General features: G+C 71.7%; 17 protein-coding genes. 4 read left to right on the top strand and 13 right to left on the bottom strand.

Annotated elements, in window-relative coordinates:
* Positions 1-28: 28 nt before the first annotated feature.
* Entirely contained in the window at positions 29-916 is an 888-nt protein-coding gene (locus CV755_RS26890) for a LysR family transcriptional regulator (RefSeq protein WP_109282841.1), read from the bottom strand.
* 86 nt (positions 917-1,002) lie between these two features.
* Between CV755_RS26890 and CV755_RS26885 the strand changes: the two genes are divergently transcribed.
* On the top strand, positions 1,003-1,875 hold the full coding sequence (locus CV755_RS26885) for a PhzF family phenazine biosynthesis isomerase (protein ID WP_109282840.1): 873 nt from the start codon (positions 1,003-1,005) through the stop codon (positions 1,873-1,875).
* On the opposite strand, the gene CV755_RS26880 is transcribed toward CV755_RS26885, so the two are convergent.
* Both CV755_RS26880 and CV755_RS26875 read right to left on the bottom strand, forming a co-directional pair.
* Positions 1,876-2,910, bottom strand: coding sequence for an aldo/keto reductase (locus CV755_RS26880; protein ID WP_109282839.1), 1,035 nt, complete (start codon positions 2,908-2,910; stop codon positions 1,876-1,878).
* Between the two features lie 7 nt (positions 2,911-2,917).
* The gene (locus CV755_RS26875) at positions 2,918-3,382 is read right to left on the bottom strand and encodes a MerR family transcriptional regulator (RefSeq protein WP_109282838.1); all 465 of its coding nucleotides are present in this window, start codon (positions 3,380-3,382) and stop codon (positions 2,918-2,920) included.
* Positions 3,383-3,561: 179 nt separating this feature from the next.
* On the opposite strand from CV755_RS26875, the gene CV755_RS26870 reads away from it, so the two are divergent.
* The gene (locus tag CV755_RS26870) at positions 3,562-3,771 is read left to right on the top strand and encodes a hypothetical protein (RefSeq protein WP_109282837.1); all 210 of its coding nucleotides are present in this window, start codon (positions 3,562-3,564) and stop codon (positions 3,769-3,771) included.
* Positions 3,772-3,978: 207 nt separating this feature from the next.
* Here the strand turns inward: CV755_RS26870 and CV755_RS26865 are convergent, their stop codons facing one another.
* The 5 genes from CV755_RS26865 to CV755_RS26845 form a co-directional block, all read right to left on the bottom strand.
* A complete protein-coding gene (locus tag CV755_RS26865; protein WP_109283543.1) occupies positions 3,979-4,968 on the bottom strand; it encodes a malate dehydrogenase in 990 nt (329 codons plus the stop codon).
* A gap of 161 nt (positions 4,969-5,129) precedes the next feature.
* Positions 5,130-6,176, bottom strand: a complete 1,047-nt coding sequence (locus CV755_RS26860; RefSeq protein ID WP_109282836.1) for a helix-turn-helix domain-containing protein — start codon at positions 6,174-6,176, stop codon at positions 5,130-5,132.
* Positions 6,177-6,589: 413 nt separating this feature from the next.
* Positions 6,590-7,516 carry a helix-turn-helix domain-containing protein gene (locus CV755_RS26855; RefSeq protein WP_109283542.1) on the bottom strand — a complete coding sequence of 309 codons (927 nt, stop codon included), beginning with the start codon at positions 7,514-7,516 and terminating at the stop codon, positions 6,590-6,592.
* A 204-nt stretch (positions 7,517-7,720) separates the two neighbouring features.
* Positions 7,721-8,134 carry a DUF3017 domain-containing protein gene (locus tag CV755_RS26850; RefSeq protein ID WP_109282835.1) on the bottom strand — a complete coding sequence of 138 codons (414 nt, stop codon included), beginning with the start codon at positions 8,132-8,134 and terminating at the stop codon, positions 7,721-7,723.
* The gene (locus CV755_RS26845; protein ID WP_109282834.1) at positions 8,124-8,993 is read right to left on the bottom strand and encodes a bifunctional methylenetetrahydrofolate dehydrogenase/methenyltetrahydrofolate cyclohydrolase; all 870 of its coding nucleotides are present in this window, start codon (positions 8,991-8,993) and stop codon (positions 8,124-8,126) included. The genes CV755_RS26850 and CV755_RS26845 overlap by 11 nt, the downstream gene beginning before the upstream one ends.
* Before the next feature lie 215 nt (positions 8,994-9,208).
* Between CV755_RS26845 and CV755_RS26840 the strand changes: the two genes are divergently transcribed.
* Positions 9,209-9,853 carry an RDD family protein gene (locus CV755_RS26840; protein WP_109283541.1) on the top strand — a complete coding sequence of 215 codons (645 nt, stop codon included), beginning with the start codon at positions 9,209-9,211 and terminating at the stop codon, positions 9,851-9,853.
* Positions 9,854-9,951: 98 nt separating this feature from the next.
* Here the strand turns inward: CV755_RS26840 and purH are convergent, their stop codons facing one another.
* Together purH and purN are read right to left on the bottom strand one after the other, a co-directional pair.
* Positions 9,952-11,514 carry a bifunctional phosphoribosylaminoimidazolecarboxamide formyltransferase/IMP cyclohydrolase gene (purH, locus tag CV755_RS26835; protein WP_241561408.1) on the bottom strand — a complete coding sequence of 521 codons (1,563 nt, stop codon included), beginning with the start codon at positions 11,512-11,514 and terminating at the stop codon, positions 9,952-9,954.
* Positions 11,511-12,140 (bottom strand): phosphoribosylglycinamide formyltransferase, encoded by a 630-nt coding sequence (gene purN / locus CV755_RS26830; RefSeq protein ID WP_109282833.1) that lies wholly within the window; start codon positions 12,138-12,140, stop codon positions 11,511-11,513. The genes purH and purN overlap by 4 nt, the downstream gene beginning before the upstream one ends.
* A 351-nt stretch (positions 12,141-12,491) precedes the next feature.
* Between purN and CV755_RS26825 the strand changes: the two genes are divergently transcribed.
* Positions 12,492-13,262, top strand: a complete 771-nt coding sequence (locus tag CV755_RS26825) for a hypothetical protein (RefSeq protein ID WP_241561407.1) — start codon at positions 12,492-12,494, stop codon at positions 13,260-13,262.
* 6 nt (positions 13,263-13,268) lie between these two features.
* Here the strand turns inward: CV755_RS26825 and CV755_RS35440 are convergent, their stop codons facing one another.
* From CV755_RS35440 to sucC, 3 genes are all read right to left on the bottom strand, one after another.
* Positions 13,269-17,438: a cell division protein PerM gene (locus tag CV755_RS35440; protein WP_193553484.1), complete on the bottom strand. Its 4,170-nt coding sequence runs from the start codon at positions 17,436-17,438 to the stop codon at positions 13,269-13,271.
* 160 nt (positions 17,439-17,598) lie between these two features.
* On the bottom strand, positions 17,599-18,483 hold the full coding sequence (gene sucD / locus CV755_RS26815) for a succinate--CoA ligase subunit alpha (RefSeq protein ID WP_109282832.1): 885 nt from the start codon (positions 18,481-18,483) through the stop codon (positions 17,599-17,601).
* 20 nt (positions 18,484-18,503) lie between these two features.
* The gene (gene sucC, locus CV755_RS26810; protein WP_109282831.1) at positions 18,504-19,685 is read right to left on the bottom strand and encodes an ADP-forming succinate--CoA ligase subunit beta; all 1,182 of its coding nucleotides are present in this window, start codon (positions 19,683-19,685) and stop codon (positions 18,504-18,506) included.
* Positions 19,686-19,890 lie beyond the last annotated feature (205 nt).

Genomic DNA, 19,890 nt, shown 5'->3' with positions numbered 1-19,890 from the left:
CCGGCCCGCACCCCCAACCCCACCCCACCTACTCCGCAAAGCGGCGCCCCACCTCGCCCGCCACCGCCCCCGCGGCCCGGGAGAGGAACCGTCGCCGGTGGTGGGCCAGGTGGACGGACACCTCGCCCAGCGCGGGCCCGTCCACCACCGCCAACCGCCCTTCCCGCAGCGCATCCCGCACATTGGCCCGGGGCAGCACGGTCAGCCCCAGCCCCGCCGCCACACAAGCGCGAGCCGCCTCGATGCTGCCGAACCGGGTCAGCCGGGGCCGCGCACCCGGCACCGCGAGCAGCTCCCGGGCGAGCCGGTCGCTATAGGAACAGCCCTGCTCATGCAGGAAGAAGCTCTCCCGCGCCAGCTCCGCCCAGTCCACCACCCGCCCCGCACCGGCCAGCCGGTGATCCGGGGCGCACAACAGCACCAGCGGCTCGGCCCCCACCCGCCGCACCCGGACCTCCGCGAAGTCCGGCCGCTCCTCCAGCAGCAGCGCCAGGTCCAGCCGCCCCGACCGCAGCCCCTCCACGGCCTCCGCCGTACCGCAGGGCTCCAGGTGCACCTCCACCTCCGGGTGCGTACTCCGCAAAGCGGCGATGACAAAGGGCAGATGAGCCGAGCACAAGGTCTCCCCCGCCCCCACCACCACCCGCCCCGCCACCGGCCCGTCCTCCCGCGCCGCCGCCAACAGCCGTGACTCCGCCGCGAGTACATCCTCCGCGTGCGCCAGCAGCCGCCGCCCCGCCTCGGTGAGCAGTGCGCCCCTGGGCATCCGGTCGAAGAGCCGCGCCCCCAACTCCTTCTCCAGGGCGCGTATCTGCACCGTCACCGTGGACTGCGCGAGATGCAGCTCGGCGGCGGTGGCCGTGAAACTGCCGGTTCGGGCAAGGGCGGTGAAGGTATGCAGCACTCGGGTGTCCATGCCGCCGCACCCTATCGAGATCCTCGATCGCCCCCATCACCAACCATCGTTGGTCACGATAACGCCGCCCCGGCAAGCTGTCCCCCATGAACCCCACCCCCGAAGCTCGCACCCCCGAAGTCCTGCACTACGCCGCCTTCACCACCACCCCCACCGGCGGCAACCCCGCCGGTGTCGTCCTGGACGCCCAAGCGCTGGACGAACAGCGCATGCTTGCCATCGCCGCCGAGACCGGTTACTCCGAAACCGCCTTCCTCACCACCGCCGACACCGCCCAACGCCGCTTCACCATCCGCTACTTCAGCCCGCTCGCCGAAGTGGACTTCTGCGGCCATGCCACCATCGCCACCGCCGTCGCCCTCGCCGAGCGCATCGGCCCCGGCGAGCTGCTCTTCGGCACCCGGGCCGGCGACATCCGTGTCGATACGGCCACCGACGACCACGGCGCCGTACACGCCACCCTCACCAGCGTCCCCGCCCACTCCCGCCCCGCCTCGCCCGACGAGGTGGTGACGGCCCTGGACGCCCTGCACTGGGACCGGGCCGACCTCGACCCGGCCCTGCCGCCCCATATCGCCTTCGCCGGCAATGACCACCTGGTACTGGCCGCCGCCTCCCGCGCCCGACTGGCCGATCTGCACTACGACTTCGACGCACTGGGCGCCGTGATGCGGGCGGCCGGCTGGACCACGGTGCATCTGGTCTGGCGCGAGTCCGAGCACCGCTTCCACGCCCGGGACCCCTTCCCCATAGGAGGAGTCGTGGAAGACCCGGCCACCGGCGCGGCCGCGGCCGCCTTCGGCGGATATCTGCGCACCCTGGGCCTGATCCGGACGGCGACCACCCTCACCATCCGCCAGGGCGAGGACCTGGGACGGCCCAGCGACCTCACCGTCCGCATCGACCCGGACGACGCCCGGATACGGGTCAGCGGGCGGGCGGTACGGATGGCTGCCTGACTACGCCTCCCGGCCCACGGAGGTGAGGGACATATCCGAGTAACGCTCTCCCGCCACCCGCCCGGCGATCGGCTCCAGGAGCGCCAGCTCCTGGGCGGTGAGCGCGATCCGGGTGGCGGCGGTGTTCTCCAGCAGACGGGCGCGCTTGCGGGTTCCTGGAATCGGCACCACGGTCAGGCCGTGGACCTGGGCACGGTGCTGCAGCCAGGCGAGGGCGATCTGCGCCATGGTGGCGCCCCGGGCGGCCGCGATCTCGCGCAGGGGCGCCAGCAGGGCGGCGTTCGCCCGGGCGTTGTCCCCGCTGAAGCGCGGGAACACCCGCCGGAAGTCATCGGCGGCAAGGTCGGTGCTCGCATCGGTGAAGGCACCGGTCAGAAAGCCCCGGCCGAGCGGTGAGTAGGGCACGAAGGCGACCCCGAGTTCGGCGGCCGCGCCCACCGCGCTGCGCTCGACGTCCCGGCTGAAGACCGACCACTCCGACTGCACGGCGGCAATCGGGTGCACCGCATACGCCTCACGCAGCTCGGCACCGGTGACCTCGCTCAGGCCGAGGTACTTGACCTTGCCCTCCCGCACCAGTTCGGCCATGGCACCCACCGACTCCGCGAGCGGCACGGCCGGGTCACGGCGGTGCATGTAGTAGAGGTCGATGACCTCAACCTTCAAACGGCGCAGACTCGCCTCAACCGCCGCCCTGATATACGCGGGCTCATTGCGAATGGCCCGGTAACCCGGCCCCTGGGTGCGGTAGTCGAAGCCGAACTTCGTCGCCAGGGTGATCTCTTCCCGGTGCGCGGCGACAAACGGCGCCAGAAACTCCTCATTGGCCCCGTCCCCATACATATCGGCGGTGTCAATAAGGGTGACCCCCGCCTCCACAGCGGCCTCCAGGGTGTCCCGGGCGGCCGTCTCGTCCGTGGCTCCGTACGCGGCACTGATGCCCATGGCACCGAAGCCCTGAACACCCACCAGTGGCCCGCCACCGCCCAGTTCAACCTTCGCCATCCGCTCGACCGGCTCAATGACATTGCTCATGATGGCCTCAGGCCCCTTCCGGCGCCCGGTGGGCGGCCGCGTAAAAGTTGATTTTGGATTCCAGCACGGCGAGCGTGTCCTGCAACTCCAATACACGAGTGAGGACTTCGGTGCGGGTCCGCTCCAGGATTTCCCGCCGTTCGTCATAGGTGACCTCACCCTGACGGACAAGCTCCGCGAAACGGACCATATCGGCGACCGGCATCCCGGTCAGCCGCAGCCGGCGTACAAAGTTGAGCCAGTCCAGGTCCCGGTTGCCAAAGCGGCGCTGGCCGTTGTGTGACCGCTCCACCTGCGGCATGAGCCCGATCTGCTCGTACCAGCGCAGAGTGGGCGCGCTCAGCCCGGTGAACTCCGCGACCTCACCGATGGTGTAGCTGTCCTGCCCGTCCGGGCGCGGATAGTCCGCCCCGGCGGCCACACAGGCGTCCACGGGCGGGGCCTGCACGGGGTTGCCGTCGATCACCGTCATGCCGCACACGCTAAAGCCCTCAAGTGCACTTGAAGCAAAGCGCCTCTGCTTGCTGTGGACCTTCCGGCTCCGGGCGCGCGGGCGCTCCCAGTGGCGCACGGGCGCGTACGGCGCATGCGGCGGCACCGCGGCAGGTATGCCTCTCGCCGTCCCGCCCCGCCGATTTCCGAGGAGTCCGAATGACCCCCGCTCGCCGTTTCCTGACCACGGCCGCCGCAACGCTGCTGCTGTGCCTGGGCAGTGCGGCGCTGGCCGCGCCGGCCGAGGCGGATATCGATACCAGCCTCCTCGGCGGGGCGGTCACGGTGCTGTCCGATGGGGTGGTGAGCACCACGCTGAACGGTGCACCTTTGCTGACGATCCCCAACCCGGCCGAGGGCATCGTTTGATTCAGTACGCGCCCGGGTCCCGTTCCTTCGGGTTCGCGCCTTGTCCGGTGCGATGCCGGGCAAAGTCGCCCCGGGCCGCTACAAGTTACGGGTAGCCCCGGCGCCAACTCCGCACGCCTGCCTGCCCGATGATCGGGAGCCGGGCATAACGCCAGGCATAAGGAAAGGGCGGCCCCACGCGGGGGCCGCCCTGGGAGTTCAGGGGACTCAGATCAGGCCGAGCTCACGGACCGCGGCCCGCTCCTCCTCCAGCTCCTTGACGGAGGCGTCGATCCGCGCACGGGAGAAGTCGTTGATCTCCAGGCCCTGGACGATCTCATACGTGCCGTTCTTGCAGACGACCGGGAACGAGGAGATCAGGCCCTCCGGGACGCCGTAGGAGCCGTCCGACGGGATGCCCATGGAGGTCCAGTCGCCCTCGGCGGTGCCATTGACCCAGGTGTGGACGTGGTCGATGGCGGCGTTCGCGGCGGAGGCGGCCGAGGAGGCGCCACGGGCCTCGATGATGGCGGCACCACGCTTGGCGACGGTGGGAATGAAGGTGTCGGCCAGCCACTGCTCGTCGTTGACGACCTCGGCCGCGTTCTTGCCGGCCACCTCGGCGTGGAAGATGTCCGGGTACTGGGTGGCGGAGTGGTTGCCCCAGATCGTCAGCTTGCGGATCTCGGAGACGGCCACACCGGTCTTCTTGGCCAGCTGGGAGATGGCGCGGTTGTGGTCCAGGCGGGTCATCGCGGTGAAGCGCTCGGCCGGCACGTCCGGGGCCGCGGCCTGGGCGATCAGGGCGTTGGTGTTGGCCGGGTTGCCGACCACCAGGACCTTGATGTCGTCCGCGGCATGGTCGTTGATGGCCTTGCCCTGCGGCTTGAAGATGCCGCCATTGGCCTCCAGCAGGTCACCGCGCTCCATGCCCTTGGTGCGGGGGCGGGCGCCGACCAGCAGGGCGACATTGGCACCGTCGAAGGCCACATTGGGGTCATCGGTGATCTCGATGCCGCGCAGCAGCGGGAAGGCGCAGTCGTCCAGCTCCATGGCCGTGCCCTCGGCGGCCTTCAGACCCTGGGGGATCTCCAGCAGTCGCAGCTTGACCGGCACGTCGGCGCCGAGGAGGTGACCGGAGGCGATGCGGAAGAGCAGCGCGTAGCCGATCTGACCGGCCGCGCCGGTAACGGTGACATTGACGGGAGTGCGGGTCATGGCGATCTCCTGCTGCGAACTGGGGTGGGTGTCCCTGCCCATGGGTGCGGATCCCGTGTGCGTGAGATCCGGCGTCAGGCTATCCGACGGGGCACAGCTCATACCGCCGACCCGGTGTGGGACGCCTCACGACGCCGGAACACCCGCCCGCACGGGCCCGCTCAGCCGCCGGTCAGCGGGGAGGACAGGGGGGAGGCCAGTGGTGCGGTGGAACCGGTGTGCGGGGTGGTGCAGCCGGTACGGCCGGACCTGAGCACCGCGCAGGCCCTGGCCTCGCCGGGCCCGGACACCGCGACCATGGTGGTGTGCCCGTCGGTGCCGCGCTGTATCCGGCCGTGCCCGGTGACGGAGGCGGCGGTGACCTTGAGGGTGTCGCCAGGAGCACCCTGGGTGATCCGGGCCCAGGCGGCACCGCAGGACTTGCTGTAGCGGATCTCCAGATAGGAGGTGCCCACCGTGGCCGAACCGGCCGTGTCGGCATACTGCCCGCCACAGCCCATGGACTCGGGGTCCTTGCCATTGCAGGCGGCGCCGTCGCACCGGGCCCGGACGGGCAGTCCGGAGGCGGGCTGGGTGGTGCCGGGCGCCGCGGCGGGCGGGGCGGAGGGCTTGGGGTCGTCGTTCCCGCCACCGATCAGCAGCACCGCGGCGACCACCACCAGTACGGCGCCGACCACCCCGATCACGGCCAGCAGGGCGGGACGGCGGCGCGCCCCGGCCGGGCGGCGCTCGGCGTTGAGCGGGATGGCCTTGTCCCGCACATCCACCCCACCACCATCCCGCACATCCACCCCAGCACCCGCCGGAGCCCCCAACTTGCGCTGCTCAGGGCGTGGTTGGGGCACCGGAGCCGGTTCCTCCGCCGGGGCGTCGGCGGCCAGCGCGGCCTTGGCCTCGGCGACCCGGCCCGCCTCCATGGTCACGTCATGCCGTAGCTCGGCCCGGCTCCAGGCCCGTTCGGCCAGCTCCCAGAGGGTGCCCAGATGGGCGGCGTTGGTGTCGGTCACCTCGGCCAGCGCCTCCACCGCACCGCGCGGCGGCAGCAGTCTGCCCCCCAGATAGCGCTCCCAGGAGGTCTTGCTGTACCCGGTGCGGTCCGCCACCGCACTGATGCCCAGGCCGCTGCGCTCCACCAGTCTGCGCAACTGCTCGGTGAATTCGCGCACTTGAGGGTCGAGATCGTCCGGTAGCGCCCTCCAACGAGGCATTGCCCTCCCCTTGTCCCGGTGCGTACCACCTGCTGTTCCCCGGTGCCGCCCGCAGCGCCCCCGCGAAGTCTCGAAGCCTGCTACCCAGGGGATGCCACAACTCAGCATGGCAGTTCCCAACCGGGCGGCGCACGGTGGTGTTTGGGATTGATCACCTTGATGAGTGCACTCCCCCGCCCCGTACGAGCCTCCGGCCATGAGCCCCTGGCCATGAGCCCCTTGGTACGAACTTTGGTACGAGACGGCGACGGTCCTGAGACCAATCGAGCGGATTGCCGCGGGATGGTCACCCATGTGCCACAGAGAGCGGCTGAACCTTGATCCGGAATTGACGGCTCATGATCCTGAAAACCGTGTTCGACGGCCGGTTCTCCCACGGGGGTGGAGGACCGGCCGCCGAACACGGGGCGGGCTTATTCCGGAGCGAAGCATTCCGGAGCGCCCTCGGCGGGCCGCAGACAGACCCGGACCTCGCGGGGCCGGTCGGTCGCCGTCATGGCGGTGGAGCGGTAGATCTCGGCGTCCCGCCGGCCGGCCGCCCTGATCTCCTTGGTGAGGGCGCCGGGCAGGCTCAGCTGTACCCGGTCGCCCAGGCGAAGCCTGATGGCCCGCACCCATACCGCCCCGCACCGGGCGGCATAGCGGATCTCGATCCGGCGGCCGCCGGTCGCCTGGTGGCTGAGCAGGGTGTCCACCAGCCCCTGCGCACCACAGCCCATCCGCGCCGGGTCCGCGCCCTCGCACTCCTGGCCATGGCAGCCGGGCGCATAGGACTGGGGGTAGGAGCCCGCGGCCAGGCTGCCGGTCTCCACCGGGCTGGAGGCGTGCCGCCCGGCGGTGAGCAGCAGGGTGACGATCAGGGCCGCGGCGGCGACCGCGGTGCCGGTGAGCACAAAGGCCCGGCGGACCCGGTGGCGCCCATCCGGTTCCGGGGCGGGCGGCGGCGGGGCGGCCCGTACGCTCCATGCCTGCTCGGCCAGTTCCCGGATCGCCAGCAGCCGACCGGGGGGTTCGCCGGTCACCGCGCACAGCGCGTCCACCGCCTGCCGGGGCGGCAGCTTCTTGCCGTTGAGATAGCGCTCCCAGCAGGACTTGCTGTAGGGGGTGCGTCCGGCCAGCGCGGCCAGGCTCAGCCCGGAGCGTTCCCGCAACTCCCGTAACTCACCGGCCAGTAGGGTGCACTCCCCTGGTACGGGGCGCTCGGTGCTCCCCGGCGCGGCACCTTCCAGGCGGCCCGCCCAGGTGCCCCGCCCGACAGTGCCGCGCAACCCTCGCCGCCGCACGGCCGGTTGCCGTACCCGCTCGTCCGGTGAAGCGGGCAGTCCCTTCCAACGGCGCATGTTCCACCCCATACGCATGCGATGTCCCCACAGCCCAGTGGCCTCCTGCCGCACATCATGACGAGGCCCGGACGAGCATTCTCCAACCGGCGGACCACACAGCCCAATTCAGGCCAGGAGCAGGCCGGGCCCGGGCCCGTTCGATGTCGGGTTTCCTTTGCCGGACGGGCCGCAAGGACAAAGGAAACCCGGCACCGAGCAGGGCTAGACGGTGAAGTGGAGCACGTCGTCCAGGAAGGGGATCTTCAGCCAGGCGTGCGGCTGGGCCATCAGGGCCAGCAGCACGATGGCCAGCCCCAGGCCGCCGTAGATGACCATGTCGGTGAAGCGGGAGCGTACGGCCAGCATGCCGACGGAGGGCAGCATCCAGCGCAGCACCGCTCCGCCGATCATGGCCACCCCGATCAGCAGGGTGCCCACCCTGAAACCGTCCAGGGCGACCAGGAGCAGCCCCAGGCCGGTCAGGCCCAGGACCGAGAGGAGGGGCCATTGGCGGGCGGGGGCGGGAGCGCCGCCGGGGGCGGCCCGGCCGCCGCCCTCGGGACGGGCGGTGTCCCGGGTGAACTGGGGGAAGCGACGTGACTTGCGGAGCGGCCGCTTCCCCTGCTCAGCCGGCATCGCTCATTCCCGCGGCGCGCTCGGCGGCCTCGACCACATTGGCCAGCAGCTGGGCGCGGGTCATGGGGCCGACGCCACCGGGGTTGGGGGACAGCCAGCCGGCCACCGCGGCAACCTCGGGGTCCACATCGCCCATGATCTTGCCCTCGCCGTCCCGGCTGACGCCGACGTCCAGCACGGCCGCGCCGGGCTTGACGTCCTCGGGCTTGATCAGGTGGCCCACCCCGGCGGCGGCCACGATGATGTCGGCCTGGCGCAGATGGGCGGAGAGGTCACGGGTGCCGGTGTGGCAGAGGGTGACCGTGGCGTTCTCCGAACGGCGGGTGAGCAGCAGCCCGATGGAGCGGCCCACGGTGATGCCCCGGCCGACCACCACCACATGGGCGCCGTTGATCTCCACACCATGGCGGCGCAGCAGTTCGATGATCCCGGCCGGGGTGCAGGGCAGCGGGCCGGTCTCATTGAGCACCAGGCGGCCCAGGCTCATGGGGTGCAGGCCGTCGGCGTCCTTGGCCGGGTCCATCAGCTCCAGCACCCGGTTGGTGTCGATGCCCTTGGGCAGCGGGAGTTGGACGATATAGCCGGTGCACTCGGGGTTGTCATTGAGCTCCCGGACGACCGCCTCGATCTCCTCCTGGGTGGCGGTCGCGGGCAGTTCGCGGCGGATCGAGTTGATGCCGACCTCGGCGCAGTCCCGGTGCTTGCCGTTGACGTACCAGGTGCTGCCGGGGTCGTCGCCCACCAGCAGGGTGCCGAGTCCGGGCGTGATGCCCTTGGCCTTCAGCGCCTGGACGCGCTGGGTGAGTTCGGACTTGATCGCGGCCGCGGTGGCCTTGCCATCGAGAATCTGGGCGGTCATGGGGTCATCCTCCAGGATCGGGGGCCGCTGCTACCAATCAAGGTCGTAACGGAAGTCGTAACGGAAATGGTGGTGTGCCACGATGATCTGCGCCGGGGCCGCCGTCGTGGCGGGCCGGGCCCGATGGCCGGCCCTTGGCCCGCGGTAGCGGGCGGAGCCCCGGGCGGCCCGGCACGTCCCCATTGACCCTGCTGACCATCGTCGAAGGAACCCAGGTGACCCACCCGAACCCGCCCGGTTCGTATCCGCCCTATCCGCCGCAGCAGCCCTATCCGGGGCCCCCGCAGCAGCCCCCGGCGGCCTACGGCTACCCCGCGCCCGGCGGGTACCCCGGGTACCCGGGCTATCCCGGCTACCCGCAGAGCCCGTACGGCTACCAGCAGCCGGTGCTGGCCGGCTGGTGGTCCCGGGTGGGGGCGGTGCTGCTGGACTCGCTGATCTGCAGTGTCATACCGATGATCGTCGTCATCGTCGGCGCGGTGATGATCGGAAAGAGCCAGCAGGACTGCCCCATCGACTCCTACGGGTACGAGCAGGGGTTCTGCCGGCCGCACCGGGGGCAGGAGGTCCTGGGCTTCGGGCTGATGCTGGTGGCCTTCCTGGCCTGGCTCGGCCTCGGCCTGTGGATGTGCTACCGCCAGGGCCGGACCGGGCAGACGCTGGGCAAGAAGGCGCTGGGCATAGCCGTGGTCCGGGAACGGGACGGACAGCCGCTCGGCTTCGGCCCGACCTTTGTGCGCTACCTCGCCCACGCCGTCGATGGGTTCCTCTACCTCGGCTACCTCTGGCCGCTGTGGGACGCCAAGAACCAGACCTTCGCCGACAAGATGTGCGGGACGCTGTCCATACGCGTGCAGTGAGCGGCGGCCGCGGGCCGCGCCCTCGGTGACGGGGGCGCGGCCCGCGGCGTTCGTCATCTTGCGGAATCCCGGTGGCTCGCAGTGGCTCTCGGCGGAGCTCAGTGGAAGAAGTGCCGGGTGCCGGTAAGGTACATGGTCACGCCCGCCGCCTTGGCGGCCTCCACCACCTCCGCGTCACGCACCGAACCGCCCGGCTGCACCACGGCCTTGACGCCCGCGGCGGTCAGCACCTCCAGTCCGTCCGGGAAGGGGAAGAAGGCGTCGGAGGCGGCGTAGGAGCCGCGCGCCCGCTCCTCGCCCGCGCGCTGGACGGCCAGCTTCGCCGAGTCCACCCGGTTGACCTGGCCCATGCCGACGCCGACCGTGGCACCGTCCTTGGCCAGCAGGATGGCGTTGGACTTCACCGCGCGGCAGGCGCGCCAGGCGAAGGCCAGCTCGGCCAGTTCCCCGGCGGCCAGCGGTTCGCCGGTGGCCAGCGTCCAGTTGGCCGGGTCGTCGCCCTCGGCCTGGAGACGGTCCTTGGCCTGGATGAGCGCCCCGCCCTCGATGGCGCGGGCCTCGCCGTGCGCGGCGGGCGCCTCGGGGCAGCGCAGCACCCGGATGTTCTTCTTGCGGGCCAGCACCTCCACCGCGCCGTCCTCGTAGCCGGGGGCCACGATGACCTCGGTGAAGATCTCGGCGACCTGCTCGGCCATCGCCACCGACACCGGCCGGTTGACCGCGATCACACCGCCGAAGGCGGACAGCGAGTCACAGGCGTGCGCCTTGCGGTGGGCCTCGGCCACATCCGAACCGACCGCGATTCCACAGGGGTTGGCGTGCTTGATGATGGCGACACAGGGCTGCTGGTGGTCGTAGGCCGCCCGGCGGGCCGCCTCGGTGTCCACAAAGTTGTTGTACGACATCTCCTTGCCGTGCAACTGCTCGGCATGGGCCAGCCCTTGGCCAGTGCCGTCGGTGTAGAGGGCGGCGGGCTGGTGCGGGTTCTCGCCGTACCGCAGCACCTGCTTGCGGGTGTAGCCGACGCCCATGAACTCCGGCCAGGGGCTCTCATCGGCCGCGTAGGAGGCTGCGAACCAGTTGGCCACCGCGATGTCGTACTCCGCGGTGTGCCGGAACGCCTCGGCGGCCAGCCGCTTGCGGCGGGCCAGGTCGAAGCCGCCGTCGGCGACCGCCTTCAACACCTCCGTATACCGGGCCGGGTTGACCACCACGGCCACCGAGGGGTGGTTCTTGGCGGCGGCACGGACCATGGACGGACCGCCGATGTCGATCTGCTCCACACACTCGTCGGGCGCGGCCCCCGAGGCCACCGTCTCCCGGAACGGGTAGAGATTGACGACCACCAACTCAAAGGGCGCCACGCCCAGTTCGTCCAGCTGGGCCCGGTGGGCGTCCAGCCGCTGGTCGGCCAGGATCCCGGCGTGCACCTTCGGGTGCAGGGTCTTCACCCGGCCGTCCAGGCACTCGGGGAAGCCGGTCAGCTCCTCGACCTTGGTGACCGGGACGCCGGCGGCCGCGATCCGCCCGGCCGTCGAACCGGTCGAGACGAGCTCCACGCCCGCCTGGTGCAGGCCACGGGCCAGCTCCTCCAGGCCCGTCTTGTCATAGACGCTGATCAACGCCCGGCGGATGGGCCGCTTCATGGCTTCGGCGGTCACAGGATCGTTACCTTTCGTCCCTCTATGCGGTAGCCGTGACGGGCCAGACGCCCCACGACCTCGACGAGCAGCCGTCGCTCGACTTCCTTGATCCGCTCATGCAGAGCGGCTTCGTCGTCCTCGTCCCGGATCTCGACCACGCCCTGGGCGGCGATCGGGCCGGTATCGACGCCGTCGTCCACGAAGTGGACGGTGCACCCGGTCACCTTCACGCCATAGGCGAGCGCGTCGCGCACCGCGTGGGCGCCGGGGAAGCTGGGGAGCAGGGCGGGGTGCGTATTGATGACGCGTCCGCCGAAGCGGGCCAGGAACTCCTTGCCCACGATCTTCATAAAGCCGGCCGAGACCACCAGGTCGGGCTCGTATGCCGCGGTCGCCTCGGCGAGTGCCGCGTCCCAGGCCTCGCGGGTGGGGTGGTCCTGGACCCGGCAGACAAAGGTGGGCAGTCCGGCGCGTTCGGCGCGCTCCAGGCCGGCGATGCCCGCGCGGTCGGCGCCCACCGCGACCACCCGGGCGCCGAAGCCCTCCGGATCGGCGGCCATGGCGTCCAGCAGGGCCTGCAGGTTCGTACCCGAGCCGGAGACCAGCACGACCAGTCGGGCGGGGGCGGGGGGCGGCGAGGCCACGGTGGGGCCCTTTCTCGCGGGCGGTGCGGCTGCGGTTTTGTATGGTCGTACAAGGCTGAAGGCCCCCCGGATACGGGGGACCTTACGAAGCCGCCGACCGCTGGCAACGATACCGGCACCCGCCAGGGGCTCTGCGGGACGGGGGCGTCCGCGGCAGGTAGCGTCTGCGGCAATGCATCACAGCGCATCACAGCCGTGCGCACGGCTCCGTGCACGGCTCCGGCGAACCGGGCGCGTCGCCGTACGCTCGAGGTGCAGTACGCGGTACGCGGCTCGCGGACCCGCGACGCATGATCCGTACCCGCACCCGCGACTACGCGACACAGACGATCAGGGGAAGACGCACTCCACATGCCGGACCGACGCGTGACCGACGCCCGCTCGCCGTACCAGGGCGGCGCCCTGCGCGAGGAAGCCCTGCGCGAAGAAGACAACCCCTTCGCGCCGCCGCCGCAGGGCCAGGCCGACCGGCCGTGGCAGCCGCGCCGGCCGGAGGGCGGTCCGGGGGCGGGTTCCGGTTCTGGTTCCGGCTCCGGTTCCGGTTCTGGCTCCGGTTCCGGTTCCGGTTCTGGACCCGGGCCTGAGGAGGGCGGCCGGCCGGACCAGCCGCCGGCCTGGGGCAGCCAGTGGAGCAGCCGCCAGCCGGGCCGGCAGGGCGGCGGCTTCGGCGGCCCGCCGGGCGGCGAGCAGAACCCCTCGGGCGGCCCCGGCGGCCCGCGCTGGGACCCCAGCGACCCGGCCCAGCGGCGGGCGCGCTATGCTCTGCTCTCCGGACTGTGGGGCTTCTTCTTCGCCCTGTTCAGCCTGGAGGAGGTGGCACTGCTGCTGGGTGCGCTCTCCGTGTACTGGGCCATCAGCTCGCTGCGCGCCAAGGGCAGGCCCCGGGAGAAGGGCGCCCCGGCCCCGCAGCCGGGCGGGGTCCGGCCGCAGGTGACGGCGGCGGTCAGCGGACTGGTGATGGGCGGCCTGGCGCTGGCCATCGTGCTGTCCACCTATGGCTTCCAGCTGGTCTACCGCGACTACTACACCTGTGTGGACGACGCCCTGACCCAGGCTTCCCGGCAGTCCTGCCAGACACATCTGCCCAAGCAGCTGCGCCCGCTGCTGAACGCCGAGGACTGAGCCCCCTCACCCTTCTTCGGGGGGATTGTCCGGCTCACTCGGCTCGAAGTCGGCCATCAGCCCGCCGGCCGAGTCCTTGAGGGCTGCCCAGCGGGTCTGGCGGGCGCCGGAGTCATGCCACTCGGGGTGCTGGTGCTCGGCCTGCTCCGCGGTGCCCGGGGCGGCGGCCGCGTGCCGGGCCCGGCGCCCCGCCCTCCCGGACGCCTTACGGGCCGCGTGCCGCGCCTTGCCCGCCGCCCTGGGCTGCTGCCACCAGCGCCGCCTGCGCCGCCGCGGCGGCGCGGCCTGCGCGTCGGCCCCCAGCACCACGCCGCCCACCGGCTGCACGGGCAAGGTCTCCGGTTCAAGCAGCTCCTGGGGGTGGACGGGCTCTGCTTGCGGGGTCCCGGGCTCCGGATCCTGCGGCTCGCGATGCCGCCGCGGCTCCGCTTCCCGCCCCGGCTCCGGCTCTCGCCCCAGTACCGGTTCGGGATCCGGCTCGTCCGAGGACGCGCCCCCGAAGAGCGGCTGCGGCGCCTCGTCCCGCTCCGCACCGACGAAGGGCGGGTGAGCGATCCCGTCGGCCCGGGCGGCTCTGCCACCCACGGTGGTCCTGACGTCACCGGGAGCGCTCATGCCTCCGGGGTCCCTCATGTCCCCGCCATTCCGCACATCCCCGGGTGACCTGATCTCTTCCATGTCCCGAGGGCCTCCGGCGGCTCCGGCGGCTCCGAGACCCCGGATGGCACCGAGATCCGCAGCCGCATCGGCGTTCCCAGCCGTTCTCACACCCTCCGGAATCCCGAAGTCCCCCGCGACCAAAACCTCTTCACCAGCCCCCATGCCACCGCCGGCCCCAGCACCCCCGGCCCTTCTCACACCCTCCGGGGCGCCGAAGCCACCGACGGCCAGGGTGTCTTCGGTCCTGATGCCTTCACTGGCCCCGGGGCCCCCGGCGATCCCCGCATCCCTGCCGGTTCCGGCATCCCTGCCCGTCCCGGCGCTCTCCGTGATCCGGAAGACCGGGTCGGCGGCAAAGCCCCCGGTGGCGTTGACGCCCTCGGCGGACGCCGAACTCGCCGCAGTACGGGCCGCGTTGGGGGCCCCGAATTCCCCAGTGGCCTCGACGCCCCCGGCACCCCCGGCGCCCTCGGTGAAATCGCCGCCCCCGGTGATCCCGACATCATCCACAGCCCTGACACCCTCCGGGCTCCCGGCGCGCCCACAATCCTCGACGATCCCAACTCCCCCGTCTGACACGGGGACTTCGGCGCCCACGACGTCCCCGACGGACCCGAAGTCCGGGCCACTGGCGACGCCCTCGCCGACCGCAGCGGACTGGGTGGCTCGGAAATCCTCGGCGGCCCGGCCGCTCCTGGCGGTCCCGAAGTCCTGGACGGTCCCGGCATCCTTGACGGCTGCCGCGCCGTCGGCGATCGTGACGCCCTCGACAGCACCGATACCCTCGTCCAAACCGAAGTCCCGAGCGGCCCTGTCACCGTCAGAAGCCTCAAAGTCACCGGCGGTCCCTCCGCCCTCGGCACCCTCGGCAGCCCTCAAGTCCCGGGTGGCCCACTCTCCCCTGGCGGCGGTTCCATATTCCCAGGCAGCCCTGAGGTCTTCGGCCGGTCCCATACCGTCCGCAGCCCTGACGCCCTCGGTGATCTCCGTGCGCTCCGTGACCCCCATGCCCTCGGCTGTCCCGGGTCCCTCAGCAGTGCTCGCAGCCTCGGCGACTCCAAGGCTCTGCGCAGCCCCAAAGTCCCCAGTGGCCCCGCCGCTCCCGGCGATCCCGGCATCCCCGGCGATCCCGAAGTCCTGCGCGGCTGCGGCATCGTTGACGGTTCCGACGCCGTCGGCGGTCGTGACACCCTCGGCAGCCCCGGCACCCTCGCCGGGCTCGTAGCCCCCAGCGGTCCCAAAAGCATCCGCAGGCGTGCTGCGGTCGGCGGCCCCGGACTGCCCAGTGGCTCTGGCCTCGTTGGCGGCTCTCAAATCCTCGGACGTACCGGAACCCTCGGGGAGCCTGGGTCCCTCAGCGGTTTCGATGCGCTCGTCGGCCCCGGCATTCACCCCCGTCCCCTCGGTCATCCCGTAGCCCGCAACGGTTTCGATGCCCTGGATGGCCCCAGCACTCGCGTCGTCCCCGGCTCCCTGGAGGGCGCCCGTATCCTCCGCGACCCCGAAGTCCCCAATGATCTCAGTGGCGTTGGCCGTACCAGAGCCTTGGACCGCCTTGGCGCCACCAGCGGCCCAGGTGTCCCCGGCGGTGGTGACCCCCTCGGCAGTCCCGATGTCCGCTACGGCGGCCTCGGAGTCCGCGGCGCGCCCGCCATCCGCAGCAGCCTCGCCGCCCTCGGCGACCTCGGCACCCTCAGCGGACTTGGCGGACTCGTGGAACTCGGCGGTCTCAGCAGCCCCGGCGGCCTCGTCGGCCCCAAAAGCCTTGGTGGCGCCGGTGGCGAAGCCCAGCCAGCCGGCCAGCTGGTGCCACCAGGAGGCGCGTACGGCCCGCTTGGGCATCTCGGCGGCCAGGTCCAGACCGAGGAGGATCCCGGCACGGCGCCACCAGCCGCCCCGTCCCCTCTTCTTGCGCTCGGGCTCCAGCTCCACCTGCGGCTCCGGCTCGAGCTCGGACTCGGGCGCCGGTTCCGGTGCCGAGCGCTCATGCTCCTGCGCAGGCTCGGGCTCCTGCACGCGCGGAACGGCCCGGCGGCGCCACCGTACGATCAGCGCGCCCGGCACCCCCATGAGGGACCAGGCCAGGACCGCCGCGCCCATGTACTGCCAGTGCGGGCCGAAGCCCGCCAGGGTGCCCCGGCCCAGCGGGCCGCCCGAGGCGTAGGCGAGCAGCGTGGCCAGCGCGGCGCAGAAGAGGGCGGCGAGGAAGGCAATCGCGGCAACCTCGCGCCATCCCGCCTCCGCCGGGCGCCGCGGCACCGCGGCGCAGGCGATGGCCGCGCCCACCCCGACCGCCAGCGCCGCACCGCCCGCCAGCATCAGCGGGCCCGCCGCGCCCTCGGCCGGCAGCGCCGTCAGCAGTGGGAAGCGGGGCAGCACCGGCCGGTCGGCCGTGCCCAGCCAGGGCAGGGCCAGCGGCGCCACCGCGCTGCCCGCCCCCACCGTGAAGCCGGGCCCCAGAGCGTAGGCGGCGGCCCAGATCACCGCGTTGGGCAGCAGGGCCACGCTCAGCAGGATCACCGCCGCTCGCCCCGACCAGCCGGCGGCCAGCTGGGTGACGGTCTCCTGCGCGGCTCCCGCGTGCACGCCCAGCGAGATGGTCAGCAGCAGGGCGCCGCCGGCCAGCAGCACCGCCGTGCCGGCGGCTCCGGCCCAGGCCACTGCCACCAGCCGGCGGCGGGTGAACCAGGCGCGCATCCGGGCGGGAATCCAGCGCAGGGCGGACGGCACCGGGCGGCCCGGGCAGCCGGCGGCCACCCACACCCCGGCCCCACAGGCCGCGGCGGCCGACAGCGGCAGATACAGCAGTGCGCTCAGCGGCTCCACGGACACCGGCCCGGAGGAGGCGTAGAGCACGGCCGCCATGCCCACCAGCAGATAGCCGCCCAGCAGGGCAGTGAACGCGGTGCGCGGCGGCAGCGGCGGTACGGGCGGGTCCTCGGTCAGGGCCAGGACCTCCAGGCCGAGGGCGACCAGCTGAGCCTCCTCCTCCGCTGCGGCCCGGGCCGCTTCCGCGGCCGCGTCCCCAGCCGCCCCATCGGCCGAGTCCCCGGCCGCGAACCCGGCTTCGCCCTTGGCCTGGTGCGGAGTCCTGCCGTCCTCCGCGGTCTCTCCGGTCTCTCCGGTCTCCCCGGCCTCCGGGGCCTCCTCCGTCGCCCGGGTGATCAGTGGCGTCTGACGGGCCGCGCGATAGAGCAGCAGGCACGGCAGCACCGTGAAGAGCAGGGGTGTCAGCCCCATCGGCGCGGGCACCCCGGAAGGGGTCTCGCTGCGCACCAGCTCGGCACCGTGTGCCAGCAGCCAGATGTCGGTGGCGATATGCAGCGCCCCGTTCGGTCCGCTGTCCGGGTACGGGGAGACGATCCACAGGGCCAGCACCATCGTGGCGAAGGCGCCCAGCCCCAGGCCGGCGGCGAGGGCTCCACCGAAAAAGGCCGTGCCCGCCGCGGAGGGGCCGCGGGCGGCCGACCGTGGGGGCATCGGGAACGCATGGTCACCCTGGGCAAATTGGGTCACGAGGGCCATGCTGCCAACAACGCGCCTTTCGGGCGGGTAGCGGCAAATGACCGTCGTGTCGTGTTCAGCGGCTCATACGGCATACAGCCGATACGGGCATGGGCCCGCACTCCGGGCGGAGTGCGGGCCCATGTCCTTGGGACCGTTGAGGCTGCCTGGCTCAGGCGCCCAGCAGCTCACGGGCGAGGCGAGCGGTCTCGGACGGCGTCTTGCCGACCTTGACACCCGCCGCCTCCAGGGCCTCCTTCTTGGCCTGCGCGGTGCCGGAGGAACCGGACACGATCGCACCGGCGTGACCCATGGTCTTGCCCTCGGGCGCGGTGAAACCGGCCACGTAGCCGACGACCGGCTTGGTGACATTGGCCTTGATGAAGTCCGCGGCCCGCTCCTCGGCGTCGCCGCCGATCTCGCCGATCATCACGATCAGCTCGGTCTCCGGGTCGGCCTCGAAGGCGGCCAGGGCGTCGATGTGGGTGGTGCCGATGACCGGGTCGCCACCGATGCCCACGGCCGAGGAGAAGCCGATGTCACGGAGCTCGTACATCATCTGGTAGGTCAGCGTGCCGGACTTCGACACCAGACCGATGCGGCCGGGCTTGGTGATGTCGCCCGGGATGATGCCGGCGTTGGACTGGCCCGGGGTGATCAGACCGGGGCAGTTGGGGCCGATGATGCGGGTCTTGTTGCCCTTGGACTGGGCGTACGCCCAGAAGGCGGCCGAGTCGTGGACCGCGATGCCCTCGGTGATCACGACGGCCAGGCCGATGCCCGCGTCGATCGCCTCGATGACGGCGGCCTTGGCGAAGGCCGGCGGCACGAAGACCACGGTGACGTCGGCGCCGGTCTTCTCCATCGCCTCGGCGACCGAGCCGAAGACGGGGACGGCGGTGCCGTCGAAGTCGACCTCGGTGCCGGCCTTGCGCGGGTTGACGCCGCCGACGATGTTGGTGCCGTCACCCAGCATCAGCCGGGTGTGCTTCATGCCCGTGGCACCGGTCATCCCCTGGACGATGACCTTGCTGTCCTTGGTGAGGAAGATAGCCATGGTTGTGGAGTCCTCGTCCCTTACTTAGCCGCGGCCGCAGCCAGCTCGGCGGCCTTGTCGGCCGCGCCGTCCATGGTGTCCACGCGCTGCACAAGCGGGTGGTTGGCGTCGGACAGGATCTTGCGACCCAGCTCCGCGTTGTTGCCGTCGAGGCGCACGACCAGCGGCTTGGTGACCTCTTCGCCCTTGTCCTTCAGCAGCTCCAGGGCCTGGACGATGCCCTTGGCGACCTCGTCACAGGCGGTGATGCCACCGAAGACGTTGACGAAGACGGACTTGACGTCCGGGTCGCCGAGGATGATCTCAAGGCCGTTGGCCATGACCTCGGCGGAGGCGCCGCCACCGATGTCGAGGAAGTTGGCCGGCTTGACGCCCGCGTGCTTCTCACCGGCGTAGGCGACCACGTCGAGGGTGCTCATCACCAGGCCCGCGCCGTTGCCGATGATGCCGACCTGACCGTCGAGCTTGACGTAGTTCAGGCCCTTGGCCTTGGCGGCGGCCTCCAGCGGGTTGGCCGCGGCCTTGTCCTCCAGCGCCGCGTGCTCGGGCTGGCGGAAGTCGGCGTTGTCGTCCAGGGAGACCTTGCCGTCGATCGCGATGAGCTTGCCCTCACCGCTCTTGATCAGCGGGTTGACCTCGACGAGGAGGGCGTCCTCCTTGATGAAGGTGACCCACAGGCTCTGCAGGACCTCGACCATGCCGTCGGCGATCTCGGCCGGGAACTTGGCGGCCTCGATGATCTCGCGGGCCTTGGCCTCGGTCACGCCCTCGTTGGCGTCCACCGGCACCTTGGCGAGGGCCTCGGGCTTGGTGGCCGCGACCTCCTCGATGTCCATGCCGCCCTCGACGGAGGCCATGGCCAGGAAGGTGCGGTTGGTGCGGTCCAGCAGGTAGGAGACGTAGTACTCCTCCTTGATGTCCGCGGTCTGGGCCAGCATCACCTTGTGGACCGTGTGGCCCTTGATGTCCATGCCAAGGATCTGGCCGGCCTTCTCCACCGCCTCGTCCGGGGAGCCGGCCAGCTTCACGCCGCCGGCCTTGCCACGGCCGCCGACCTTGACCTGCGCCTTGACGACGGCCTTGCCGCCCAGACGCTCGGTCACCTCGCGCGCCGCCTCAGGCGTGTCGATGACTTCACCGGCCAGCACCGGTACACCGTGCTTGGCGAAGAGGTCCCTCGCCTGGTACTCGAACAGGTCCACGCGCGTCCGTCCCTTTTCCATGGATATCGCGGTTCGTTGTCTGCGCGGGCGTGCCGCCGGGCAGCGTGACGACGCGATCTGTAACGAGGGCGGCACACGTTCACCGTTGACGCGGCATGTCCGTCTCGCAGGTTATCCCCGTGAACCGGGCGACCCTAAATCGCAGGTCACACTCCGGCCGTGATTACGCTCACAGGCACCGTGC

It is taken from the genome of Streptomyces orinoci (genome assembly GCF_003121295.1).
Lineage (GTDB): Bacteria > Actinomycetota > Actinomycetes > Streptomycetales > Streptomycetaceae > Streptomyces > Streptomyces orinoci.
This window is presented reverse-complemented; position numbering and strand designations above follow the sequence as displayed.